Raw genomic sequence first — 25,405 nt, 5'->3', positions numbered from 1 at the left:
AGCACCAAAGCTAAAACAGCCAAATGATAGGAACCGGGTGCCTATTAATAAAACAATCCCTGCCGAAATCAAGCGAGGAGACAGATGAAAACAAAACAAGCAAAACCAGTGAAAGCCGAACAACTTAGAAGTTATTACGAAGAAAGCCGTGGCTTAGAACGTGATCTTATCAATGAATTTATAAGGTCGCGCAGAACGGCATGGCGTGTCGCGAGTACTGTGGGTCTTTTTGGCTTATTCGGTATGATATGTGGAGTTGTTGGATTTTCTCAACCAGCTCCAACTCCCTTAGTATTGCGCGTTGATAATACGACGGGTGCAGTTGATGTTATCTCAATCATGCGTGAACACGAAGAAAGCTATGGTGAAGTTGTAGATAGGTATTGGCTAAACCAATATGTGCTTAACCGCGAAACTTACGACTACGATACCATTCAACTGAACTATGACACAACAGCACTTTTAAGTGCGGCATCTGTTCAACAAGAATATTATAAAATCTATGATGGAGAAAATGCACGGGACAAAGTGCTTTCCAACAAAGCACGTATCACAGTTAAAGTACGATCAATCCAGCCTAATGGACTCGGTCAAGCAACTGTACGTTTTACGACTCAGCAACTTGACAGCAACGGTGCTGCTACTGGACCAAAGCAGCACCAGATTGCAACAATTGGTTACACCTATATCGGTGCACCCATGAAATCATCTGATCGATTGCTTAACCCCCTTGGTTTTCAAGTAACAAGTTACCGTTCTGACCCAGAAATACTGTTGAATGATTAAGGAATTGATTGTTATGAAAAAACTTGCGTTCGTTGTTCTATTGTCTTCGTTTTCTTCTCTTTATACGGTACCTGTGCAGGCGCTCAAAAGTCCATCAAATTCACAATATGATCACCGCATTCGCTATATAACATATAACGAAGCCGATGTGGTTCAAATTGAAACAGTTCTTGGTGTGGCAACACATATTATTCTTGAAGAAGGTGAACAGTATATAACTCATGCCTTTGGCGATTCTGAAGCCTATGCCTTTGCTCATAAAGGGCGGCATATTTTTATTAAACCAAAAGCAGAGCTTGCCAATACCAATCTCATCGTTGTAACTGACAAACGGAGTTACAAATTCCGACTACAGTTTCGGAATGACCGTGCGGGATCAACTTATGAATTGGCTTTCCATTATCCCGATTCAAACGATGAAAAGTCAGAAGAAAACAATCGACGCCTTGCGATTGAACGTGGTTTTCACCAAAGCGTCAACGGCTATAATCTCAGTTATACCATGAGCGGTCACCAAGATATTGCTCCGATAAATGCTTGGGACAATGGGCGCATTACTTATTTCAAATTTCCCGCTAACATGGATATGCCATCGATTTATGTCGTAGATGCTGAAGGCAATGAAAGCTTAATACCACGCACCGTTATCGGCAGTTCTAATGATATTATCGCCGTTCATAAGGTCAATCCTAAATGGCTCATACGGCTTGGTAAACGCGCTCTAGCTGTTTTTAATGAAGCCTATGACCCCAATGGCGGCGTACCAAACACAACAGGGACAGTATCTTCGGTGGTTTATCGTATCAATAAAGGAGGAAAATGATGTTTGACAATAAGGAAGGAGAGGGAAAAGGTACAAAACTGGACAACGTCGAGCAAAAACATATTGAAGGTGCCTATGGAGGGTCCGAACTAGGTTCTGAACGTCGTCCGATAATTCCAGGTACCCGTGCATTGTTAGTGGTAGGACTTATTGTCATAGTAACGATACCGATTGCATTGACTTGGAAAGCTTTTACAATGCGTAATACCGTGGAAGTTGAGGAAGAAAAACCACAACAAATAGTACAGCAAATTATACCAAACTACGTCCCTCGGATTATAGAAGAGCCAAAGACTGTAGAAGAAGCAGAAAAATCAACACAAATAGAAGATTCAAACCTAGATATTCCACCGGCCTTGAGTAAGCTTCTTCAAACAGCCATTCCTCCACATATGCTCCAAGATTCTGAAGAATTAGCACGCAAACGTATGCTCAGTTCTAGCCTTAACAACGGTGGTAGCGAAGGATCTACAGATACGAATAATAAAGCATCGAATAATGATAGAGGTAGTGGCGTATTATTTGATAACCTTCAGCCCGTGCGTTTAGGTCAATCACATGCGATGCAACTTCGTAACCGTGACTTTTTGATTACACAAGGAACGCAAATAGATTGTACGTTAGAAACAAAGATCATTACATCACAACCCGGAATGACGACGTGCTATTTAACACGCGATATTTATTCCACAAGTGGACGTGTTGTTTTGCTTGACCGTGGTTCTAAAGTCGTTGGTTTTTACCAAAGTGGCATACAACAAGGACAAACGCGCGTGTTTGTGCAATGGTTACGCATCGAAACGCCTTCTGGTGTTGTTGTCAATCTTGACTCACCAGGCACAGGTCCTCTGGGTGAAGCGGGTATTGGTGGCTGGGTTGACAGACATTTTTGGGAGAGATTTGGTAGTGCAATTATGGTAAGCATTATCGGTGATTTAGGAGAATGGGTAAGAGGAAAAGTTAATAAAAGCAGCAAAGAAAATAAAGAGAATTCACAAAATAAAGATGCTCAGAATGCTGAATCTATAGCAATCGATGTTCTTCAAAATTCCATCAATATCACACCAACACTTTACAAAAACCAAGGCGAACGAGTAAATATTTTTGTTGCTCGTGATCTGGATTTCAGCAATGTCTACAGTCTCGTCACACGTTAACCCGATACAGAAAGATCAAGCAGTTTTTCAGCTTCTGCAACCGCTTGATTGTTTCTTAGAAGATCCCACGATCACTGAATTATCGATTTGCCGCCCCTATGAAGTATGGACGAAAAGCTTTAAGGGTTGGCAAGTACATAGCGTACCAGAGTTAACAACCACTTTTTTGCAAACGCTTATTACAGCTATTATCGTTTATAACGGTATGGCTCCCAGAAGTATTAATTATGTGCTCTTGCCTGGTGGACAACGTGGTACAATTATACAAACACCAGCTGTTGTTGATGGTGCTCTTTCCTTTGTAATTCGTAAACATTCTCTTATAGTTAAGACGTTAGAAGAACTCAAAGAAGAAGGGGCATTTGACGATTTTTCTGATGTAAGTTTTAATAAGCCTTCAGCAAAAGAAGCCAATAACTTGTTATCGAAGCAGGACTTCACACGGTTGGAACCATTTGAAGTTCAACTTTTGCAACATAAACGTGATGGAAAAATTCTTGAATTTTTACAAGAATGCGTCCTTCACAAACGCAACATTATTATTGCAGGTAAAACAGGATCTGGTAAAACAACATTTGCCCGCTCTTTAATTGAAAAGGTTCCTGTAGAGGAGCGTATTATCACAATTGAAGATGTTCATGAGCTTTTTCTACCCAATCATCCCAATCATGTACATATGATTTATGGTAACAATGTAGGCCGTGTTTCAGCTGAAGAGTGTCTAGATGCGTGTATGCGTCAGTCGCCCGACCGAATTTTTCTCGCTGAATTGCGAGGCAATGAAGCATGGGAATATCTCAATTCGCTCAACACTGGCCATCCCGGATCGATTACAACGACGCATGCCAACAGCGCTTTGCAGACATTTGAACGATGTGCCACCTTGATTAAAAGATCAGAAGTTGGCCGGCAACTCGAGTTAGAAATGATAAAAATCGTTCTCTATACAACAGTTGACGTAGTGTTGTTCTTTAAAGATAGAAAACTCTCTGAAGTCTTTTACGACCCAATTTTTGCTAAATCAAAAATCGCTTAAGGGAAGCTTCCTCTCTCGGTAAGATGATACAAACAAACAATAGCCGTAACTAGTTGTTACGGCTATTTATTTAACTTTTCCTATTCTCTTTTCTTTTCCAATGGATCTTCTACACTCTTCATGAATAAAAGAAGAAAAAAGTTAATAGACAACAACTCTACGAGAAAACCAAATTATACATAAGGCTCTCTCTATTCTCTTACCTTTGATCATTCTTCCCATTTATCTTTTGAAAAAGTATGTTTAATGCAAAAAAATAGCTATAAAATAAATATTTCAACAAAAGAAAAGAAGAAATTTTGATTCGCATATCAATGAAAGCTTCGTAAAACAGGTCCTTTCAATCATAATAAATAATTATCGTCATCAAGACCAAAACTTATCGTTTAAAAATTCTAAGCGCTATTTTCAAGTGATTAATAAATATGTTTTTTCACCAAACAATCTCCAGATACGGAAAACCTCATACGAAATAAACTATCATTTCGATTTAGCATCCATAAACCACATTCTATTTGGTAATAAAAAGTATAGTGGCATATCGACGTCTTCTTCGGACGAAGAAAGATTCTTAACCTACGGCTGTTCGTAAACAACTAAATTTCTCTTAAGCAAGCTTTGCTAACCATATCACGTGGCTTATGTCCCCATCCTAAAGAGGATATCCATAGACTACACAGGTAAGCTCTACTCTCTGAATATTCCTGCTCTCTTCTCTGCACCTCAAAAAGCAAAAATTCCTAAAAGCACAGATATACAATCCCTCTTCTTAAGCCACGTCACATTGATTTATAAAGAGTGTTCATTATTTTGCGTGTTGGATAAAAGATCTTAGTACCGTAAGATTCTCTCATTTCAAAGCTGTCTATTAACCAAAACCATGCTCTTGCACATTACAAGCGAATAAAGCCGTATAGAATGAAACTGTACAAAAAAGCACTAAAAATACCTTTTATAAACCATCCACAATGCCAAAAACTGTCGCAACATTGGGAGTTTGCAAAGTGTCTAATGGCACCCAACTTGCTCTTTTATGAAGTGTAAAAATGGAGATGCTCTATAAATTTTATATTATTCATCGGAGCTTTACCATTATACCATCCACGAGCACTGTCGCGAAATGAGCTGGGGCTCCTTAAAGAAAGGTTTCTTTAAAACAAGCGCATAAATTGACAAGCCAGGTGTATTTGGGTTGGGGCGTTCTGTTTTGTATAAGGATTGTGATCTTATTAAAAAACGAGAGAAACAAAAGCGTGAAGCAACGCATAATCTCTATTATTTAAAAGACATTACTCTAGATACTTTTGAAAGTCATAAAACTGAACTAAAAAATGACGGCAAAATAGAAACTGGTTTGCACCTTTACAGCTTCATATTCTCCTCAAATTAGGAGGCTGTATACCGATTTCAAAGATTACGCCAACGAGAGATACGTAATACTCTTAATTCCCATCTGGTAAGTAAAAGCTGCAACAGCAAAAGCTTTTTTAGAAAAACAACGCCATAAAGTCATTAATGAACAGGCAATGAATTGGAGAAATGTTCCAGATTTTTATCAAACACTCTGCAAAGCAACAATAATGATACAACTGGCTTTGCGTCTGCTTATTCTTACAGAGGTTTCTACCATCCCTTGCATCAATTCGTGAAAATCAGATTGAAGGGGATATATGGACAATTCTTGGCTTGAGAATATAAAAGGTCTGCGTAATACTACAGGAGATTTCAGCATACCCTTATGATCAGAAGCATTAAAAATTTTCAAACAAGCGTGCTTGTTTTTTCGCAATGATTTCTTTTTTCTGCAACCGGTCGTGGTCCTTATTAATGTGGGTTTCCTATCACAATATATAAGAGAGATTAGTCTGAAAACCTATCCACGTAGATTTCGCTCTAGTTTACGTAATTGGCTAACAGACTCCACCTATCACACCTCAAAGGGCGAAGCTTTTTACACGCACTGATCTGCAAATTATCCGCCTCCTCGCCTAGCAGATTTCACCTTCTAACCACTTTAATTACCACATCCTAAATAAGATAGTGTTTTACAGCACAACAGAATAAATATCAAAACAATGACCGATTATACCGTTAATACTTGGACACCTCTCTTTCATGTTAAGAAATATCTTTTATGCTAAAAAATAAAATAAAAAACACTTTTACTGCTTAAATAACTTTCTTCAGCATATATACAAGAAAAAATGAAATCCCCTAACATAATAAATGAGACCTAAACCTAGAAACCTCTATTTTTTATAGATAAAAACATATAAAATCAAAACCTATGAAACTCATAAAAACACAACATGTTTTCTTTGATGATTGAATTCATTCAACTCAAACGAACCTATAAACATCCCTATTCCACATTCGCAACACGTGTTCTTAGAATTCTCACTAGCGTTTTCTAAATTTTTGGAAAAAACTATAAATTTGATATTTTTTAAAAACGTCTTATTTTCTCTTTAATGAATTTAAATCTATGACGTTACAATAGTTTTAAATTACAGCCCCCTTAACTGTATGATTATCTCTACACAAAAGAGAGGGATTTTACGTTCTCCATTTTGAGAACTATAAATTTTGTTTTTTAATGCGATTAACAATAAAATCTTTAAAATAAAAAATATGACCTTTATATATAATGCTTTTATCAAAAATTCCTAATCCATGAATATTAGCAATGTTTTCGATATTATAATAAATGTGTCGTAAAATGACGAACTATCATAATAATCACTCCTGTGTATTTCATTTAAATAATTTACATGCGTTTAATATTTGTATCAGCATTTATTTTTTGTTCTATATTTATACAGAGTTATCATTTTTTATAAAAAATGATTAATTGAATCTGCATCAAAATATAAATTATGATAATAATTTAATAAAAATAAAAACACATAGCATATTTATTTTATTGTTTTTACATAGAACGCTATTTAAAGTATAGTCTACCCAAAAGACTATTGCCTTTTTAAAGGCAATAGTAACTATGCTAACCGCCTCATAGAAGCCAATAAATTTTTAGAGATTAAGCCTCAAAGAGGCACAAAAAACACGCACAATTTTCTATTTTTCTTTTTACTGTTCGTTAAAAGGTCAGTTTTCAAAGATAATATTCAACTATGAGTTTTCTGCTCAGCCATTGCAAGAATTGCTTAACTTTTTAGGGATTACTTCACTTTTAGAATGATTATAGCTACTGCGCCCCCATAAGCAGCCGATCTTCTTTTAGAGATTTAATTGCTAAAAGGAGATACAATTTTCCACCTTGCGCTTTATTTTCATCAATCAGTAAATTTTCAAAGGCGGCGTTCAACCATGAGTTTTTTAATTTCAGCAATCGCTTTCGCTGGATTTAGTCCCTTTGGACAAGTTTGCGCACAATTCATAATCGTATGGCAACGATAAAGGCGGAAAGGATCTTCTAAATTATCAAGACGTTCACCACACATCTCATCACGTGAATCCGCAATCCAGCGATAAGCTTGAAGCAAAACAGCGGGACCCAAATAACGATCACCGTTCCACCAATAACTTGGACATGAAGTCTGACAACACGCACACAAAATACACTCATAAAGACCATCGATTTTTTGGCGATCGGAGTGACTTTGTAACCATTCTTTTGCAGGTTCAGGAGAAACTGTTTGTAACCAAGGCTCAATAACTCGGTGTTGCGCATAAAAGCGATTCAAGTCAGGAACCAAATCTTTAACAACCGGCATGGAAGGCAAAGGATAGACTTTAATGGGGTGTTTTACATCATCCATACCTTTGGTACAAGCCAATGTATTGGTTCCATCAATATTCATCGCACATGAACCACAGATGCCTTCACGGCAAGATCGACGAAGTGTCAAAGTTGGATCAATGTGGTTTTTAATAAACAAAAGCCCATCAAGAATCATAGGACCACAAGCAGAACGATCCACATAATAAGTATCTAAATGAGGATTTTCCTCATCATCAGGCGACCAACGATACACGTGAAATTCCGTCAGCTTTGTAGCACCTTCAGGTTTAGGCCAAACCTTTCCCGGTTTTACTTGAGAGTTTTTGGGAAGCTTAATTTGTACCATATTTCATTCTCCCCTTAATAAACCCGTTTTTTAGGTGCAATGCGCTTTAAATCGATCCCACCATCAGCTTCAGATGTTAATGGGTCCACATGGACAGGTCGATATGATAATGTCACCTTACCCTCTTTTGACAAATGTGAAAGCGTATGTTTACGCCAGTTTTTATCATCACGCTCTGGATAATCTTCACGAGCATGAGCGCCACGGCTTTCTAAACGTGCTTCGGCAGAATGAACCGTCATGATTGCATTCGCCATGAGATTTTCAAGCTCTAATGTTTCAACCAAATCAGAATTCCATATCAGAGAACGATCTGTGACTTTGAGATCCGACAATTCCCCCCAGATTTTATTCATCCGCTGACATCCTTGTTGCAAAGAATCTTCTGTACGGAATACTGCCGCATCTTCTTGCATCGTGCGCTGCATTTTTTCACGCAATAGAGCTGTTGGTATCACCCCTTGTGCAAAACGTAAACGATCAAAACGCGCTATAATTTCGTCAACAGCTTCTTCATTGAGGGGTGGAATTTCTGCATTCCGATCAATAACTTCCCCCGCGCGAATGGCAGCAGCACGACCAAACACCACAAGATCAATTAATGAATTTGACCCCAAGCGATTAGCCCCATGAACAGAAGCACATCCTGCTTCTCCTACCGCCATCAGCCCTGGTTGAATACGATCAGGCGAATCAGCCGTTGGATTGAGAACTTCCCCGTAGTAATTGGTAGGAATCCCACCCATATTATAATGGACCGTTGGCAAGATGGGGATAGGCTCTTTTGTTACATCCACACCTGCAAAAATCCGAGCTGATTCCGAAATTCCCGGTAAACGCTCGTGCAAGATTGCAGGATCAATATGGTTGAGAACCAAATGAATATGGTCCTTCTTAGGTCCAACACCACGTCCTTCACGAATTTCAAGTGTGATACAACGCGAAACCAAATCACGTGAAGCCAAATCCTTAAAGGAAGGTGCATAGCGCTCCATAAAGCGTTCACCTTCGGAGTTGATTAAATAACCTCCTTCACCACGAGCTCCTTCTGTAATTAAGCAGCCAGAACCGTAAATCCCTGTAGGATGGAATTGCACAAACTCCATATCCTGAAGAGGCAATCCAGCACGTGCGATCATTCCACCACCATCACCCGTACAGGTATGCGCCGATGTCGCGGAAAAATAAGCGCGTCCATAACCACCGGTTGCAAGAACAACCATTTTAGCAGAAAAACGATGTATTGTACCATCATCGAGATTCCATGCCACAACCCCCGTACAAACCCCATCCGTCATGATGAGATCGAGTGCAAAATATTCAATAAAAAATTGCGCATTATGCTTTAAGCTTTGTCCATAAAGCGTATGCAAAATGGCGTGGCCTGTACGATCAGCGGCTGCGCAAGTACGCTGAACAGGTGGACCTTCACCAAATTGTGTCGTATGTCCACCAAAAGGACGCTGATAAATTTTGCCTTCTTGCGTCCGCGAAAAAGGAACGCCATAATGTTCTAATTCATACACAGCAGCAGGAGCATTACGCACCAAATATTCCATTGCATCGGTATCACCCAACCAATCAGAACCTTTCACGGTATCATATAAATGCCACTGCCAATTATCAGGTCCCATATTTGAAAGCGATGCAGCAATTCCCCCTTGTGCTGCAACCGTGTGTGAGCGCGTTGGAAAAACCTTCGTAATACAAGCTGTCTTTAATCCTTGTTCCGCCATACCCAGTGTTGCACGTAATCCTGCACCACCTGCCCCAACAACAACAACATCAAATTTATGATCTACAGTGCGATAAGGGGCGTTACCTGCTTTAGCGCCCAGAGATGATCCTGTACCCGCCATATTTGTTTAACCCCCTAATGCAATTTTCAAAAGAGAAAAAATAATGATACCACCTATGAGAAAACAAAATAAAATATTTAACGTCAAAAAGAATATCCGGAAACCTTCACGTGGAATATAATCTTCAATCACCACCTGCATACCAAGTTTCATATAATAAAGGACCGAAAAAGTCATCAATCCCATCAAAATAGCAACAATAGGATGTGCAAGTCTTGCACGCACAATGCTATAGTCCTTTCCCACAAGCGAAAGAATAAGAACAATAAAAAATATCAAAAGTGGTAGATTGATAAACCCTGTCAAACGTTCTAGCCAAAAATGCTCTGTTCCTTCATGAGCACTGCCACGCCCCCGTACTTTTCCAAGTTCCGTTCGAAAATCTTTTTTCATATCTCTTTTCACCCCCAGCTAAACAACGGTATATCCAATAATCCAAATCGCAAAAGTAACAATAAGAGAAATAAACACTGTCGCCCAAGCAGTGACTGTTGCCTTTTCTTTTGCCAAAAGGCAAGGTTTCAGATCCCAAACAATGTGGCGAACACCACCAACCATGTGATGAACCCCTGCCAAAGTATAAAGAAACAAAATACACAATCCAAACCAAGAACTATAAATCTCGTGAACCGTTCTGAATGCCTCCTCCCCGCACGCAATAGCAATTAACCAAACAGCAAGAAAAACCGTTCCAACATAAAGTGCCATACCCGTAATGCGGTGTGCAATGGACATAGCCATAGTAATTGTCCAACGATAAATACTTATATGAGGGGAACGAGGGCGCTCTTTTATCCTAGTTGTCTCTGTCATAAAATATCCTGACCTGGTTTTTACTGCAACCGCAATGAACGAGAAAGTTCGCGCAAAACGACTAAATATATTCTCTCGTTTTCACTTGTTTGGCATCTCAAGATACCGATACTACAGGTCGGTTGTCTCAAATAACGGATTAAAGGTCACGCATAAAAAAACCGATTACTCCACGGATATGATCCGCAAAACTTGCTTTAATCTAATACAATTTTATCTTCACGTCAAAGGTCTAACATCTTTTCTCAAATATAAACAGGCATTTTTTCAGATTAAACTTATCCTTTTGAGTATCCATGATATATGCAATGGTATCTTAAATTGCACCCATGATTAAGGATAAAAAGAGGAAAAAATTGATAGATTAAACATTTTTATGTCCCCTCCAAGCCTTTTAAAAGGCAAAACGAATCACGAAAGACACAAATAAGCGGCATAAAAGCCGCTTTTGCATAAAGTTTAGCTGATATAATCTTTACTCAGCAACTTTCTTTTCAACATCTGTGCTGACAGATGCTGCTTCTACTTTCTCAATAACCTTTTCAGCTTTTTTCCGATAATCTCTCTTTTCAGCGATACGCGCAGCTTTACCTCTCAAACCACGAAGATAATAGAGTTTTGCACGGCGCACTTTACCACGGCGCACCAGCTCAACACCTTCAATCAACGGAGAATAAACAGGAAACACCCGTTCCACCCCTTCACCATAAGAAATCTTGCGCACTGTAAAGGTCTCATTCAACCCACCGCCTGAACGTGCAATACAAACACCTTCATAAGCCTGAACACGCGTCCGCGTACCCTCCGTCACACGCACCATGACACGAACTGTATCTCCTGGCTTAAAGGCTGGAAATTGGCGCTTTTCTTCAATTTTTGCACATTGTTCAGCTTCAAGTTGTGCGATAATATTCATTTCTTTTATCCTTCATGTTCTTTATCGAACAGTCAGAGCGCTCAACTCTTACCAAAAAAGCCTTTATTAAGAATAAGGAGCTCTTTAGGCTATGTCTTACACAGGAGCGAATACACCATTCCTTCATTTTAATTTTGGAACTACAGAAAACCTTTTATAAAAAACTCTCTAAAAAGAGAGCCATGCAATACACTACCTTATCATATGAATCAAGTTTTCTGATGATTTTTATCATAACGCGCATAAAGATCAGGGCGACGTTGACGTGTTAACAATTCGGCTTGGCTTTGACGCCAATCTGCGATCGCTTTGTGATGACCTGAGAGCAATACAGGCGGAATACCCCGCCCTTCGAAAAGAGAAGGGCGTGTATATTGCGGATGTTCCAGCAAGCCATTTTCAAAACTTTCACACCTTGCAGAAGCTGCATTCCCCATCACTCCAGGCAGAAGACGTATAATAGCATCTAAGATAACCAATGCGGCTGTTTCACCCCCTGAAAGAATATAATCACCAATAGAAACTTCTTCTAATTCTCGTGCTTCTATGACTCGCTCATCAACCCCTTCAAAACGTCCACAAACTAACGTTACACCCGTATCACGAGCCAAGCTATGCGCGTAAGCTTGGTCAAAAGGGCGCCCACGTGGACTCATCAACAATCTTGGCGAATCCTGTGGACAACAATCAAGAGCCGCCGCCAATACATCCGCCCGCATTACCATACCCGCCCCCCCACCAGCAGGTTTATCATCAACGCTATGGTGTTTGTCTAAAGCAAAATCCCTAATCTGTACCGTCTCCAGTGACCAAATTCCGCGCTCTAAAGCTTGCCCTGCTAAAGAATACCCTAAAAAACCAGGAAACATTTCAGGATAAAGGGTTAAAACGCGCGCCTGAAACTTCATTTTATTTCTCATCCTTATTTTCTTAAACAGACTCTTAATAGCAAAAATAGCACAAACAAAATATTTAACGCTATAGCGTTAAACTGGGTCTCCTTGATCTGCACCATATTCAATACGATCCTTCTAAATACTTGCACTAAAAAAGACTCTAAAAATTCAGAACTATTTCGAGATAAAGTGCTTACAATATCTGCTCAAAAGTGTATTTTTAATATTTCCACACATTCCACTTTTTATTGACGAAATTCATCTGTTATTTTTTCCTTCATCTTTATTTTTAGATTCAAGCTATTTCCTTTTTATCATTGTCTCCCCCATCACTTAAACCAGCTGCCATGGGATCAACAACAAGAAAACCAGAATCCATACAAATTTCTGGTACCGCCGCCTTACTAAAGGGAATAAGGACTCTTTTACCCGTATTCAAACGTATTTCAAGCAAATCACCAGCCCCGAAATTAAAAAAACCACACACTTCACCTAAGATTTTTCCCCCACAATCTTGGACACACAAGCCTATTAAATCGACTTGATAAAACTCATCCTCCATCAAATCATCAATTAATTGATCACGCGTCACATAAAGGCGAATACCTTTTAAAGACTCAGCCGCATTACGATTTTCTATCCCTTTAAAACGTACAATCGCCTTATTTTTTTGTATGCGAAGAGTTACAATTTCATAAGAACGCCCCATATCATCATAAAGAGTGCTGTAAAACTTAAAACGCTGTGGCTCAGCACTTAGAATTTTAACAAAAACATCTCCTTTTATACCATGAGGCATACCAATAATGGCAAGATAGACTTTATTTTTAAGCTTTTCTTTATTATACTTCATACGAAAATATTATCTCTCAAAAATGAACCCTTCAATCTTATAGTTTTCTATTCAATCTTGTTGCCATATGAGACAATCTTCTAAAAGACCTTTCTTGGTAACAAAAACAAATTAATAAAGGAGAAAGTCTTATGGCAAATATTATGCTATTTTACAAAGATATCACGCCAATCAACAAAGTTTCCCATAAAAATCTAAAATTTGCTCCTCCAAGTGATATGTCTTTTGCCAAGGATACTCACTGGGTTCCTTTAGCAAGTACTGAATATTTTCAAGCAGCACTAGACTATCCTATTTTATTTATGTGCGCCGAAGATGAACAAAAAAAACGGCACTACACATCCGCAGCTCTTGTCGGCCTTTCTAATGACGAAAATGACTATATCGCTTCTGATAAAAGTTGGAAAAACAATACTTATGTTCCTGCTTTTGTCCGTCGCTATCCTTTTGTTTTGGCACAAATTAGCAATGAAAAAGAACTTTCTGTTTGCTTTGATCAACAGTCAGGTATGTTTAATGAAGTTGCAGGAACAGAACTTTTTAATTCCGACGGCTCTATTTCTCCTTTTATGGAAGAACGTATTCGTTTTCTTGAAAGTTTTAAAATCGCTATGGAAAAAACCTCTGAGTTTATTGATGCTCTTGTAGAAATGGATCTTCTAAGCCAAAAATCTATCAATGTGAAAAACGATAAAGGTCTCTCAGCTCAATTAGAACATTTTTGGGTTGTTGATGAAGAAAAATTGAATAAATTATCAGCAAGCCAACTTGCCAAACTTCATAAAAATGGCTTTTTAGGATTAATTTTTGCGCATTTGATGTCAACGCACAATCTTGTGAAAATACTCTCTCTCAAAGGTGAAAAGCAACTTATCAATCGTGAAGAGCAACCCCAAAACAAGAATGGTCATTCTAACGATGAAAAATCTAAAAAGAAAGAAACTCTCAACTAGATAATGCCTATCAAAAACGACAAGAGAAAAGATGAAAATATTCCTCTCATTCCAGCAGACCATGCAATTTTAAACGCAAGGAAAAATTGGTTAGAGTGTCTTACCCAAACACGTCGTATGTCAGCACAAACAGTGCAAGCCTATGAACGTGATACGCGGCAATTTTTGTCTTTTCTCTGTCAACACTTAAGTCATACACCAACCCTTACAGATCTTGCTCATTTACGCATCAGTGACTTGCGTGCTTATCTTGCTTATCGGCGTACAAACAATGTAAGTGCTCGTTCTTTAAGCCGCGGAGTAGCAGGCATCCGTTCTTTTTTCAAGTACCTATCACGTGAAGGAATCGTCAATGTTCCGGCGGCTCAACTTATCCGAAGCCCCAAACACCCAAGATCGCTCCCAAAACCTTTAGCGATCAAATCAGCACTTCACATAGTCAAACAAGAAAACCAGCTAGAAAATGAACCTTGGATTAGCGCTCGTAATGCGGCTGTCCTCATGCTTCTCTATGGCTGTGGAATGCGAATATCAGAAGCCTTAAGCCTCACACCAGAACAATTTTCTGATCCTGAAAAAACAAGTTTATTTATAACAGGAAAAGGTGGAAAAACACGCCTTGTTCCTCTCATCAAAATTGTTTCCGAAGCTGTACAAAATTATCTCAAATGTTGCCCATATCCTTTAGTGGATAACCAACCCATATTTCGCGGGGCACGAGGCGGTCCCCTACAGCCCGCCATTATTCAGAAAACTGTACGCAACTTACGAGCAAGCCTTGGTTTACCAGAAACTGCAACGCCCCATACACTGCGCCATTCTTTTGCCACCCATCTTTTATCACGGGGGGGAGATTTGCGCACGATTCAAGAACTTCTTGGGCACGCTAGTCTTTCCACCACACAAATCTATACCCATGTCGATACAGACCATTTGTTAAAAATTTATCAAAAGGCCCATCCCCGTTCCTAAAAGTGTCTCATCAAAAAATTAGAGTGTTTCAACCTCAAGTGCCAAAGCATGGACACAAGTAGCTAACTCTTCTTGTAAAACTTTATAAATCGCTCGATGTATTTCTACGCGTGTCATATTAGAAAAAGAAGAAGATAAAATTTTCACTCGAAAATGTGTTTCTCCTTTACCATCAAAAGCATGTTCATTATGAGAATGCCCCTCATGAAGATGACTTTCGTTAATCACTTCAAGCTTTTGCGGATGAAAAGCATCCTGAAGCTTTCTCTGGATTATTGTTTCTATAAACATTTTTCATTCCTCAAACAAAATGAACGTGCCAAAATACACCTTTTTCATAATAGAATAAGTGTGAAAATAAATTTTTCAAAAGTCAATTCTTGTAAAATTAATCAATTTTGCATAAACCAATAATATGACAATAACATCTAAATTATTCGATTCAATTCGCATAAGCTCAAATAAAAAACAAAACGCTGAGCCAGAAGCACAACAGTGTCAGTGGGAAGGTTGTGAAAAAACAGGGGCCCATAAAGCACCAGCAGGTCGAAATCACGAAGGACAATATTTATATTTTTGTATTGAACACGTACGCGCCTATAATAAAAATTTTAATTACTTCTCTGGTCTTAGCAATAAAGATATCGCAAAATTTCAAAAGGATGCTCTCACAGGACATCGTCCGACATGGCCTACAGATCTGAGCAATGGAACATCGAAAAAAACAGCCGCTAATTATGCAAAGATTCGCTCTGGAACAGCTGCCTATCAAAATCGTATGCGCGATCCCTTCACGCTTTTTACTGGGCAGCATTCAAGCAATAAGTTCTCACGAAAATTAAAGCCCTTAGAAGCAAAAGCTTTTGATACACTGGGACTACAGGCAAACGCTTCAGCAGAAGACATCAAAATGAAATATAAAGAATTGGTAAAAAAGCACCATCCTGATTCCAATGGTGGTAATCGTGCTTCAGAAGAGCGCTTTCGTGATGTTTTACATGCTTATAATTTGCTAAAAAAGTCTGGTTTGTGCTGAAAACATGCGCTTATATGAGTCTATTTTCATTTAGACCATCATTATTTGCGCAAAATGTTACTTTTTTTGCAAAACATTATAGAATACGTAAAAAATCTTTCTTCAATATCTAAGGCTCTCATTATAGAGCATTGCATAAATACTCTAACTCTTGTATCGTTTCTAATGAATAAATAGCATCCTCTCCCTTCCAGAAACATAATGACAAATCTTACCGTTGAAAATTTGCCCGATATTACACTTTGTGCTCGCGATCTATTTCATATTGAAACAGATCTAAAAGTCCCTGCTTTTAGCACAAAAAGTTCCCATGTTCCTGATATCGATTCTGATTATCTTTTTGATCAGCAAACAACTTTAGCGATTCTCGCAGGTTTTACCTTCAACCGCCGTGTAATGGTTTCTGGCTATCACGGTACAGGGAAATCAACGCATATTGAACAAATTGCTGCACGTCTCAATTGGCCTTGTCTTCGCATTAATCTCGATAGTCATGTAAGTCGTATCGATCTTGTAGGAAAAGACGCTATCGTTTTAAAAGATGGCTTACAAATCACTGAATTTAAAGAAGGCATTTTGCCATGGGCTTATCAAAATAATATTGCTCTTGTTTTCGACGAATATGATGCGGGGCGTCCCGATGTTATGTTTGTCATCCAACGCGTTCTTGAAACCTCTGGAAAACTAAGCTTACTTGATCAAAGCCGAGTCATCTCTCCACACCCAGCCTTTCGTCTTTTTGCAACAGCAAACACCATTGGTCTTGGTGATACAACTGGTCTCTATCATGGTACCCAACAGATCAATCAAGCTCAAATGGACCGCTGGTCTATTGTTACGATACTCAATTATTTACCCCATGATAAAGAGGTTAATATCATTTGTTCAAAGGTCAAATCCTTTCAAACGACTGAAGGAAAAAAGATAATTTCACAAATGGTTCATGTTGCTGATATGGTACGCCAATCTTTTATCAATGGAGATCTTTCAACTGTCATGAGTCCACGTACCGTCATTACTTGGGCAGAAAATACAACAATTTTTCAAGATGTCGGCTTTGCCTTCCGATTAACCTTTCTCAATAAATGTGATGAACTCGAACGTGCCACTGTTGCAGAATTTTATCAACGCGCCTTTGGACAAGAGCTTCCCGAATCACTCATTCATGGTGTTTCGCCTTAAGGAATCTGTCACTCATGGCTACCGATATTGGCGACAACAAAAATCCGGCAAAAGATTCTTCCAACAACACTCTTAATATTGAAGCTTTTAAAAAAGCACTTTCCACCTGTATGCGTGCAATTGCAGGCACAAACAACCTTGAAGTTTCCTTTAGTCATAACCGACCATCTTTAAGCGAAAGTTGCGCGCGTTTACCAGAATTACCTCAATACGCAACGAATAAAGACATCACCATTACCCGCGGATTAGGTGATTCCATGGCTCTGCGCAAAGCATGGCATGATAACCGCATTCACATGCAATTTTCTCCACTAGAATCAGAAGCACGTGCTGTCTTTGATGCCCTAGAACAAACACGTGTTGAAGCAATTGGTACTTTAGCCATGGAGGGGCTTGCAAAAAATCTTGATATCATGCTCGCCGATAAATACAAAAGAGCCCATTATCATAAGATTAGCAACCAAAGTGAAGCCCCCATCCAAGAAGCAATTGCACTTTTATTGCGTGAAAAAATAACAAAGCGCGCAGCTCCAAGAGAAGCGGGTCCTGTCTTAGAACTGTGGCGTCAAGAACTCGAACAAAAAGCAGCAGCAGAACTCAATGAACTCCCACATCATATTTACAACCAACAAGATTTTGCACAGATTGTTCGCCAAATGCTTGTTACACTCAAAATGACAGTGCAACAAGCTGAAGCTTCTAACAGTGAAAACAATAAAAAATTAAAAAATGCGTGTGAACCTCAAGACCAAGGAGAAGAAGAGAGTAAAAACAAAAAACACGCTCAAAGTGAAGAACAAACCAGCACTGAACAAGAAAGTGATGTGCAAGATGACGGAAAAACACAAGCGACACAATCAAACAACAATGATCAAGCTGACGGCGAGCAAAAAAATGGACCTTGGCAAGAAAAGCCGAGCAAACCCAAACACCTTTTTTCTGATTCGGAACAAATGGAAAGACTTGGCAATTATAAAATCTTCACCCGTCAATTTGATGAAATTTTGGAAGCAACAGATTTTTGTTCTGAGAACGAGTTAGATCACTTACGCCGTTATCTTGATAAGCAAATCAATCATCTCCAAAACATCGTTGGACGTTTAGCAAACCGTCTCCAGCGCCGCTTGATGGCGCAACAAAATCGCAACTGGAAATTTGACCTTGAAGAAGGATATCTTGATACAGCACGGCTTCCACGTCTAATTATTGACCCCATGCAACCCCTTTCTTTTAAAATGGAAAGCAACACCCAATTTCGGGACACAGTTGTTTCACTTCTCATTGATAATTCTGGCTCAATGCGCGGACGCCCCATTAGCGTTGCCGCAAGTTGCGCTGATATTTTGGCACAAACTCTTGAGCGTTGTGGTGTCAAAGTTGAAATTTTAGGTTTTACCACCAAAACTTGGAAAGGGGGCAAATCGCGCGAACAATGGCTTACCCAAAACAAACTCCATAATCCTGGACGCCTCAATGATTTATGCCATATCATCTATAAAAGTGCTGATACCCCATGGCGTCGCGCACGACGCAATTTAGGTTTGATGATGCAAGAAGGATTATTAAAAGAAAATATCGACGGAGAAGCTTTGATTTGGGCTCATCAACGCCTTTTATCACGGCGTGAACAACGTCGCATCCTCATGGTCATTTCTGATGGCGCTCCTGTTGACGATTCGACATTATCGGTCAACGCCAGCAATTATTTAGAAAAACACTTACGCGCAGTGATTCAAGAAATCCAAACACACTCCCCTATCGAACTCATTGCCATTGGAATTGGTCATGACGTCACACGTTATTATCAACGTGCTGTAACAATTATGAATGCTGAAGAACTCGCCGACGCCATAACAAAACAATTAGAAATACTTTTTAGTGATAAAAGGACTCATTTTCATAAGAAATAAACCTGCCTTAAATCAGCAACGATTACATTTAAAACATTATCTCTATCATTAAACCATCGGAATTTGATGGCTAACAACCTGAGAAGATAATCCCACAAATTGAATATCGAACTTTAAAGAAGCTTCTACTTTACTGGATGCATTATGAATCCTAAAAGAAATGCTCCAACCATCTTCAAAAATTATAATGAGTTTGTTTTTACTTTCTGGTTTTAGTGCAACTGATAAAACTTTTCTTGGAATTTTTCATTTACGTCCATATCCCAGAGTGCCATTCAAATTAAAAGACTGAATAATTACCCGTTTTTGTCTCGATCTTGTGTTATTTCATTATATTTAAATATTGAAATACACGTATATAGAAAAATGTCTCCACTAGACATAGCTCTAAAGTGCTGCTCTCACAGAAAATATAATGCATAGACTTTCACCTTCAGTAACACAAAAAGATAAAAGTTGTATTTATTATACGCAAAAAAAGAATCATCCAAAGAGGATATTTTAAACACTAAGAATTATTTTATAAAAGAATCGGCATAAATGGATTCATAGCAATTTTTCGGCAAAAATCGCTAAAGCAAGCGAAAGCCAACCTGTTCCCTAACCTTCCCAAAACAGTACTCACCACGGGTGATCTATCAACATAAGCTCCCATCTCCTAGATAAAAGAAAAAATCTTTACTCACATAAAATATAAGAAAAACACGAAAAAAAGAATATTACCTCATTCACGAAAAAGAACACACCATTATATATCTTATCCGCACTCCTACTTTAAAGAAACATTCTTCCTTGCTTCCAAGCTTATTTCACGACAGCGCCCATATATGGCATAATGCAAAATCCAGAATCATCCTTTACTTTACAAGCTACAAGCCAAAAGCAAAATCCTACTTTCAAGCTTCCAATGTTTTTAAGATAAATCAATATACTTCCAGCGCCTAATATTGCACTTCTATTACATTAAAGCTCTTCATAAGAGTATTGCTTTCTCAAATGACGTTGTCCGCACGCCAATTCCTCTTATAACATAGGCAAGCAAATGATTTTTATTAACTCAATATAAGAGTATTTAAAACGCGTAAAATTTTATGATATTGAGCTCTTTCACTCAAATGAAAAATATAAGTTATCATTTTAAATCAATCTATTAATAAACATCAGTTGCAATTTCTGTCACATTTAATCATTTGTAAAAAGTATATTAGCCCCTTCTCAAACAAATGACTTTATCTTTTCCTCACAAGAGAATTTTGAAATAAAAAACGCGTTTTGTGTTGGAACTCTTACTTAAGTTGGCAAATGATAAAGTATCCATTATAAATAACGTGCCACACCAAGCATAGCGTACAATTTTCTTGGCTTCATGAAAAAAAGACAAAAATCATTATTTATGACAAACAAAAGAAGAATCATCTTTTGAATGACTTTGATAAAGAGGAAGCTTTACAATATTAAGAATTGTCCCATAAGGAATCAACATCAACAGGCTCATAATAATTTTTACCGAAAAATCACCAAAAGCAAGCGATAGCCAAACTGGCATGCCTATCCCTCCCAAAACAGTACTCTCCACCAGTGAACTATCAGCATACCCTGTTATCTTATCAAGAACAGAAAACGAGCTAGAAAAAGCAAGAGCAAAAAACAGCACTGTATCCAAAGCTGAACCAACCAACGCTGCTGCTAAAGGTGCTTTCCACCATGTTTTACGTCGTAAAGGAGTAAAAACAACAATATCAAGGAGTTGTCCAAATAAAAATGCAAAACTAGAAGCAAGGGCAAGCCGTGGCGTCGCCAATATCCAAGAAACAAAGACCCCCGCAAAAAAACCAGCATAAACCACACGCCGCGCCGCAGATGGACCATAAAAACGATTGGTTAAATCATTGATCAGAAAAGCAAATGGATAGGTAAAAGCCCCATAAGTCAACAGCTCATTTAAATCAAACCAATAGACAGGATATTGAACCAAAATATTAGAAGCCGTAACAGCAAGGCACATCGCAAAAATAGAAAAAACAACATACCTTTTCTTTTGCTGTTCTAATAAAGGACCGCTTGAAGACATTTTTTTAACCTGGGATACGGAACCAATAAAATGAAACGATCAACCTGCAAAAAACTTAACTTCTAGAACAGAAAACCGAAATCAAAGCGTTAATAAACCAAAAAGAATAGCGCTAACAATTACGCTGCTTGTTCAGCCTTTTGCTCACCTTCTTGCTCAGCTTTTTTCTTAATGATTTGGCGTTTTAGCAAACGCGCACGTTGCGACAACTCTTTATCATCTGCTTTAACTAAAAAACCATCAAGGCCACCACGATGCTCAACAGAACGCAATGCACTTGCTGAAATACGCAAGCGATAACTTTGCTGTAACACCTCTGAAATCAATGTCACATTGCAAAGATTTGGTAAAAAACGACGCCGTGTCTTATTATTCGCATGGCTAACATTATTACCATACAGAACCGTTTTCCCTGTCAATTCACATGCACGAGACATAAACTTCACCCTTAAACTCTAAGAAACTTTCAAATCCCCATACCCAAAGGACACAATGAACGCAAAACACGCGCAATGCAACCTTGAACGGGCATCATTGGGAAGTTTCTTTCTAATAGGGGGTCGACAACAAAAGGTCAAGTCTTTTATAAAACCTTTTTCATCTCTTACGGGCTCATTCTTCATCTTTTTTCTCAATTAAGGCGTGCAAATTCTGCCAAAAAGCGTACAAAATGTTTTTTTTAAATACATACCATGTTAGAATAAAAGCCTATTGTCCCGAAAGGAAGCATAAATCATGAGCAAAAAAGAGCCCCCCATGACAAAGCTTCAGGGAAATTCTTGCCGTTTTTCTTCTTTTTTATTTGGAACTTTATGTATTTGTTTTTTTCTTCTCTTCAGTGCATTAGGTATATGGCAAGTACAACGGTTAAACTGGAAAACAAATCTTATCACCAGTGCTAATCAGCGCATTCATTTACCCCCCATAAAAGCCCCCAAAAAAAATCAATGGTCAGATGTTACTTTTGAAAAATATGAATATCAACCTGTTGTTATCACAGGAAAATTTTTAACAGATAAAAATATCTTAGTCACTGCTGCCGCTCAAAATACTACAGGCTATTGGGTTTTGACTCCTTTACAAACTGCTGATAATACACTGATCTTTATCAACCGTGGCTTTATCCCCATGGATGAACGTAATAATTTTCAAAACTCAGAGAAATCGCATACAAATGCCTCATCTCAGCAAAATTCTACCACGGACACAGAACAAACAATGATTATAGGTTTATTACGCATGAGTGAAAAAAATGGATTTTTCCCGCGTAAAAATAATCCTGACAAGAATTTATGGTATACGCGCGATCTCCCCGCTATGGCACAAAAACTTGGTTTGTCCACTGTTGCTCCTTATTTCATTGATGCCAGAAAAACATCTCCACAAGCAAATCTTCCCGTCGTTGGTCTTACGATTATTCATTTTCGAAATAATCATCTCGTTTATGCAATCACGTGGTTTATTTTAGCTGCTGGTGTGTTAGGAGGTTTTCTTTTTCTGCTACGGCAAAAAAACTAAAAAAATACCTCTTACATCTCAAGTAACAAAAATTTTTAGAATCTTGAAAACTGATAAAGAGAATAAAATCTACCAACTTGCGCCTTTGTTAAATAAAGATCATAGGCATACAATAGATCTTTATACCATTCACAAAAGATTTACGCGACACTCTTTAAAAAATCATCATAAAACGAGGGTTTATTCATTAAAAATGTAATGCCCAAAAATGTGAAGCAATGCATTATCTCCACTCTATAAAAAATTCACTCTTAAAAAACATTGTCATAAACGCTTTTGAAAAACATAAAGCCAAATTTAAAAATGATAGGAAAGATAGGCACTCATTTTTGCCTTTATAATTTTATATTCTTGTTTCATTAGATTGTTTCCCATTTCAGAGATTATTCCAATTGATATACGCAATACTTTCGCCTTCATATAGTATAAAAGCTAATATAGCAGAGAACATACGGAGGCATTTTTTGTTTCACAACTGCTATGAAGATGAGATGTTGAGTTATAAGCAACAAAAAAACATTTAATTTCTCAACGCGACTTTTATACCTATCACCACACCTCAAATGAGAGGTTTTTACAGGATAATAGAAAAAGGTGAGCATCCTATATTCTAAAAAGACAGTTTATCCTTTCAGTGTATTTTGCTAAAGGCTTATGCTATAAACGTATAAGCGTGTTTTACTAGAATTTTAACTCTTTCATTTTTAAGGCTTCTGTTATGGGTGTTGTTGCCAAAAATTTTCCCATACCTGATCTTCATCGGGTTCGTCGTGTTCTCTTTTCTGTGTCTGATAAAACGGGTGTGGTTGCTTTTGCACAAGCCCTTCATGCTACTTACAATGTTGAATTAATTTCAACAGGAGGAACAGCAAAAACCCTCATAGCAGCTGGTTTACCCGTAAAAGATGTTGCTGAAGTTACCGGATTTCCTGAAATAATGGATGGGCGTGTAAAAACACTCCATCCTTTGATTCATGGTGCTTTGTTAGGGGTAAGAGAAGATCCTAGCCATAGGGAAGCTATGGAAAAGAACAGCATTCATGGAATTGATCTTTTGGTGGTGAATCTTTACCCTTTTGAAGAGACGATCCTATCGGGAGCCGATGGGCAAACGATTCTTGAAAATATTGATATCGGTGGACCGGCGATGATTCGCGCCGCGGCAAAAAATTATGCTTATACCGGTGTTGTAACAGCGATAAAAGATTATGATTCGATTCTAGCTGAATTAAAGCAGCATAATGGATGTTTAAGCTTATCTATGCGTCATCAGCTAGCAATGCGCGCTTATGCACACACCGCTGCTTATGATACGGCAATAGCAACGTGGTTTGCACGGGATTTAAAAATTGAAATTCCATCATGGCAGAGTTTTTCCGGTCATCTTGAAAGTGTTATGCGCTATGGGGAAAATCCACATCAACAGGCAGCATTTTATCGCAATAATGAAAAACGTTTTGGTATTGCAACAGCAAAACTTTTACAAGGCAAAGCGCTTTCTTATAACAATCTGAATGATACAGATGCAGCCTTTGAGCTTGTGGCAGAATTTGATCCGCAAAAAACCGCTGCTGTCGCTCTTATTAAACATGCCAATCCTTGTGGTGTTGCGGAAGGAGAAAATTTGAAAGACGCTTATTTGAAAGCTCTTATGTGTGATAATGTATCGGCATTTGGTGGAATTGTTGCTTTAAATCAAACCCTTGATGAAGAATGTGCTGAAGAAATTGTTAAAATTTTCACAGAAGTGATTATTGCTCCTGATGCCACAATGGCGGCACGTGAAATTATTGCCAAGAAAAAAAATCTTCGTTTGCTCATTACAGGTGGAGTTCCTGATCCACGCTGTGGAGGACTTCTTGCGAAAACACTTGCAGGAGGCATTTTAGTGCAATCACGTGATAACGTGGTGGTGGATGATCTTAAATTGCAAGTAGTGACAAAGCGGGCACCAACTCAAGATGAAATGCGTGATCTTCAATTTGCTTTTCGTGTAGCAAAACACGTTAAATCAAATGCTATTGTGTACGCGAAAAATAGCGCAACAGTTGGAATTGGAGCCGGACAAATGAGCCGCATCGATTCAGCAAAAATTGCTGCAAGTAAAGCAGCAGAAAGTGCGCAAAGAGCAGGCTTAACAGAAACCCTTACAAAAGGATCTGTTGTTGCATCAGATGCATTTTTTCCTTTTGCAGATGGTTTATTAGCAGCAGCTGAAGCAGGGGCAACAGCAATTATTCAACCAGGAGGCTCCATGCGTGATGAAGAAGTTATCGCCGCTGCTGATGCACAGGGTTTAGCAATGGTTTTTACAGGAACACGACACTTCCGCCATTAATAATTTTGCTGATTCCCTCTTCGTATGAGACAAATGTTTCAAGGAATTTTTCATAATCATCGTATAACTATTGATAACTATTGAAATGGAAGCAGTTATTCAATCCAAAGAATCTACACGTGAAGAAGTTTATCACCGAAGAAAATGCACATAATTTAGCCATTGTTTAGGGAAAGAATATTGTTCTTGTTGATATTT

At 38.4% G+C, this 25,405-nt stretch carries 23 protein-coding genes and 1 pseudogene; 13 read left to right on the top strand and 11 right to left on the bottom strand.

Annotation, left to right across the window (positions count from 1 at the left end; genetic code table 11):
* From ACFILA_RS01200 to ACFILA_RS01175, 6 genes and pseudogenes are all read left to right on the top strand, one after another.
* Positions 1-88 (top strand): annotated as a pseudogene (locus tag ACFILA_RS01200) (TrwH protein); the annotation flags it as partial.
* Positions 85-786: a virB8 family protein gene (locus ACFILA_RS01195; protein WP_273790051.1), complete on the top strand. Its 702-nt coding sequence runs from the start codon at positions 85-87 to the stop codon at positions 784-786. The pseudogene ACFILA_RS01200 and the gene ACFILA_RS01195, both read left to right, overlap by 4 nt.
* 13 nt (positions 787-799) lie before the next feature.
* Positions 800-1,609 (top strand): P-type conjugative transfer protein VirB9, encoded by an 810-nt coding sequence (gene virB9, locus ACFILA_RS01190; protein ID WP_273790052.1) that lies wholly within the window; start codon positions 800-802, stop codon positions 1,607-1,609.
* Positions 1,609-2,766 carry a type IV secretion system protein VirB10 gene (gene virB10, locus ACFILA_RS01185; RefSeq protein WP_375660506.1) on the top strand — a complete coding sequence of 386 codons (1,158 nt, stop codon included), beginning with the start codon at positions 1,609-1,611 and terminating at the stop codon, positions 2,764-2,766. The genes virB9 and virB10 overlap by 1 nt, the downstream gene beginning before the upstream one ends.
* A complete protein-coding gene (gene virB11 / locus ACFILA_RS01180; protein WP_375660505.1) occupies positions 2,741-3,802 on the top strand; it encodes a P-type DNA transfer ATPase VirB11 in 1,062 nt (353 codons plus the stop codon). The genes virB10 and virB11 overlap by 26 nt, the downstream gene beginning before the upstream one ends.
* 1,526 nt (positions 3,803-5,328) lie before the next feature.
* Positions 5,329-5,451, top strand: coding sequence for a hypothetical protein (locus ACFILA_RS01175; protein WP_375660504.1), 123 nt, complete (start codon positions 5,329-5,331; stop codon positions 5,449-5,451).
* Between the two features lie 1,659 nt (positions 5,452-7,110).
* On the opposite strand, the gene ACFILA_RS01170 is transcribed toward ACFILA_RS01175, so the two are convergent.
* From ACFILA_RS01170 to rimM, 7 genes are all read right to left on the bottom strand, one after another.
* Positions 7,111-7,890, bottom strand: coding sequence for a succinate dehydrogenase iron-sulfur subunit (locus ACFILA_RS01170; protein WP_273790055.1), 780 nt, complete (start codon positions 7,888-7,890; stop codon positions 7,111-7,113).
* A gap of 14 nt (positions 7,891-7,904) precedes the next feature.
* Entirely contained in the window at positions 7,905-9,749 is a 1,845-nt protein-coding gene (gene sdhA / locus ACFILA_RS01165) for a succinate dehydrogenase flavoprotein subunit (RefSeq protein ID WP_375660503.1), read from the bottom strand.
* A gap of 6 nt (positions 9,750-9,755) precedes the next feature.
* Positions 9,756-10,142, bottom strand: coding sequence for a succinate dehydrogenase, hydrophobic membrane anchor protein (sdhD, locus tag ACFILA_RS01160; protein ID WP_273790057.1), 387 nt, complete (start codon positions 10,140-10,142; stop codon positions 9,756-9,758).
* 18 nt (positions 10,143-10,160) lie between these two features.
* A complete protein-coding gene (gene sdhC / locus ACFILA_RS01155) occupies positions 10,161-10,562 on the bottom strand; it encodes a succinate dehydrogenase, cytochrome b556 subunit (protein WP_254492571.1) in 402 nt (133 codons plus the stop codon).
* 475 nt (positions 10,563-11,037) lie between these two features.
* Positions 11,038-11,478, bottom strand: a complete 441-nt coding sequence (gene rplS / locus ACFILA_RS01150) for a 50S ribosomal protein L19 (protein WP_273790058.1) — start codon at positions 11,476-11,478, stop codon at positions 11,038-11,040.
* Positions 11,479-11,687: 209 nt separating this feature from the next.
* Positions 11,688-12,386, bottom strand: a complete 699-nt coding sequence (gene trmD / locus ACFILA_RS01145) for a tRNA (guanosine(37)-N1)-methyltransferase TrmD (RefSeq protein ID WP_273790059.1) — start codon at positions 12,384-12,386, stop codon at positions 11,688-11,690.
* Positions 12,387-12,669: 283 nt separating this feature from the next.
* Entirely contained in the window at positions 12,670-13,227 is a 558-nt protein-coding gene (gene rimM / locus ACFILA_RS01140; protein WP_375660502.1) for a ribosome maturation factor RimM, read from the bottom strand.
* A 131-nt stretch (positions 13,228-13,358) separates the two neighbouring features.
* Between rimM and ACFILA_RS01135 the strand changes: the two genes are divergently transcribed.
* The gene (locus ACFILA_RS01135; protein ID WP_375630713.1) at positions 13,359-14,180 is read left to right on the top strand and encodes a SapC family protein; all 822 of its coding nucleotides are present in this window, start codon (positions 13,359-13,361) and stop codon (positions 14,178-14,180) included.
* 3 nt (positions 14,181-14,183) lie between these two features.
* Entirely contained in the window at positions 14,184-15,152 is a 969-nt protein-coding gene (locus tag ACFILA_RS01130; RefSeq protein ID WP_273790062.1) for a tyrosine recombinase XerC, read from the top strand.
* A gap of 18 nt (positions 15,153-15,170) precedes the next feature.
* Here ACFILA_RS01130 and ACFILA_RS01125 read toward each other — a convergent pair whose 3' ends face one another.
* Positions 15,171-15,443 carry a BolA family protein gene (locus ACFILA_RS01125; protein WP_375622119.1) on the bottom strand — a complete coding sequence of 91 codons (273 nt, stop codon included), beginning with the start codon at positions 15,441-15,443 and terminating at the stop codon, positions 15,171-15,173.
* A 124-nt stretch (positions 15,444-15,567) separates the two neighbouring features.
* On the opposite strand from ACFILA_RS01125, the gene ACFILA_RS01120 reads away from it, so the two are divergent.
* From ACFILA_RS01120 to cobT, 3 genes are all read left to right on the top strand, one after another.
* Positions 15,568-16,188, top strand: coding sequence for a J domain-containing protein (locus ACFILA_RS01120; RefSeq protein ID WP_273790064.1), 621 nt, complete (start codon positions 15,568-15,570; stop codon positions 16,186-16,188).
* 201 nt (positions 16,189-16,389) lie between these two features.
* Positions 16,390-17,370 (top strand): cobaltochelatase subunit CobS, encoded by a 981-nt coding sequence (gene cobS / locus ACFILA_RS01115; RefSeq protein ID WP_273790065.1) that lies wholly within the window; start codon positions 16,390-16,392, stop codon positions 17,368-17,370.
* A 14-nt stretch (positions 17,371-17,384) separates the two neighbouring features.
* Positions 17,385-19,280 (top strand): cobaltochelatase subunit CobT, encoded by a 1,896-nt coding sequence (gene cobT / locus ACFILA_RS01110; protein ID WP_375637339.1) that lies wholly within the window; start codon positions 17,385-17,387, stop codon positions 19,278-19,280.
* A gap of 48 nt (positions 19,281-19,328) precedes the next feature.
* On the opposite strand, the gene ACFILA_RS01105 is transcribed toward cobT, so the two are convergent.
* From ACFILA_RS01105 to rpmB, 3 genes are all read right to left on the bottom strand, one after another.
* The gene (locus tag ACFILA_RS01105) at positions 19,329-19,523 is read right to left on the bottom strand and encodes a HaeIII family restriction endonuclease (RefSeq protein WP_375630741.1); all 195 of its coding nucleotides are present in this window, start codon (positions 19,521-19,523) and stop codon (positions 19,329-19,331) included.
* Between the two features lie 1,144 nt (positions 19,524-20,667).
* The gene (locus tag ACFILA_RS01100) at positions 20,668-21,351 is read right to left on the bottom strand and encodes a VUT family protein (RefSeq protein WP_375637337.1); all 684 of its coding nucleotides are present in this window, start codon (positions 21,349-21,351) and stop codon (positions 20,668-20,670) included.
* Positions 21,352-21,470: 119 nt separating this feature from the next.
* On the bottom strand, positions 21,471-21,788 hold the full coding sequence (rpmB, locus tag ACFILA_RS01095; protein WP_273787609.1) for a 50S ribosomal protein L28: 318 nt from the start codon (positions 21,786-21,788) through the stop codon (positions 21,471-21,473).
* A 298-nt stretch (positions 21,789-22,086) separates the two neighbouring features.
* On the opposite strand from rpmB, the gene ACFILA_RS01090 reads away from it, so the two are divergent.
* Positions 22,087-22,869, top strand: a complete 783-nt coding sequence (locus ACFILA_RS01090; RefSeq protein ID WP_375654306.1) for an SURF1 family protein — start codon at positions 22,087-22,089, stop codon at positions 22,867-22,869.
* 718 nt (positions 22,870-23,587) lie between these two features.
* The gene (purH, locus tag ACFILA_RS01085; RefSeq protein ID WP_375659682.1) at positions 23,588-25,207 is read left to right on the top strand and encodes a bifunctional phosphoribosylaminoimidazolecarboxamide formyltransferase/IMP cyclohydrolase; all 1,620 of its coding nucleotides are present in this window, start codon (positions 23,588-23,590) and stop codon (positions 25,205-25,207) included.
* Positions 25,208-25,405: the final 198 nt, after the last annotated feature.

Origin of the sequence: Bartonella sp. CL71SXKL (assembly GCF_042194935.1) — a bacterium.
Classification (GTDB): domain Bacteria; phylum Pseudomonadota; class Alphaproteobacteria; order Rhizobiales; family Rhizobiaceae; genus Bartonella.
This window is presented reverse-complemented; position numbering and strand designations above follow the sequence as displayed.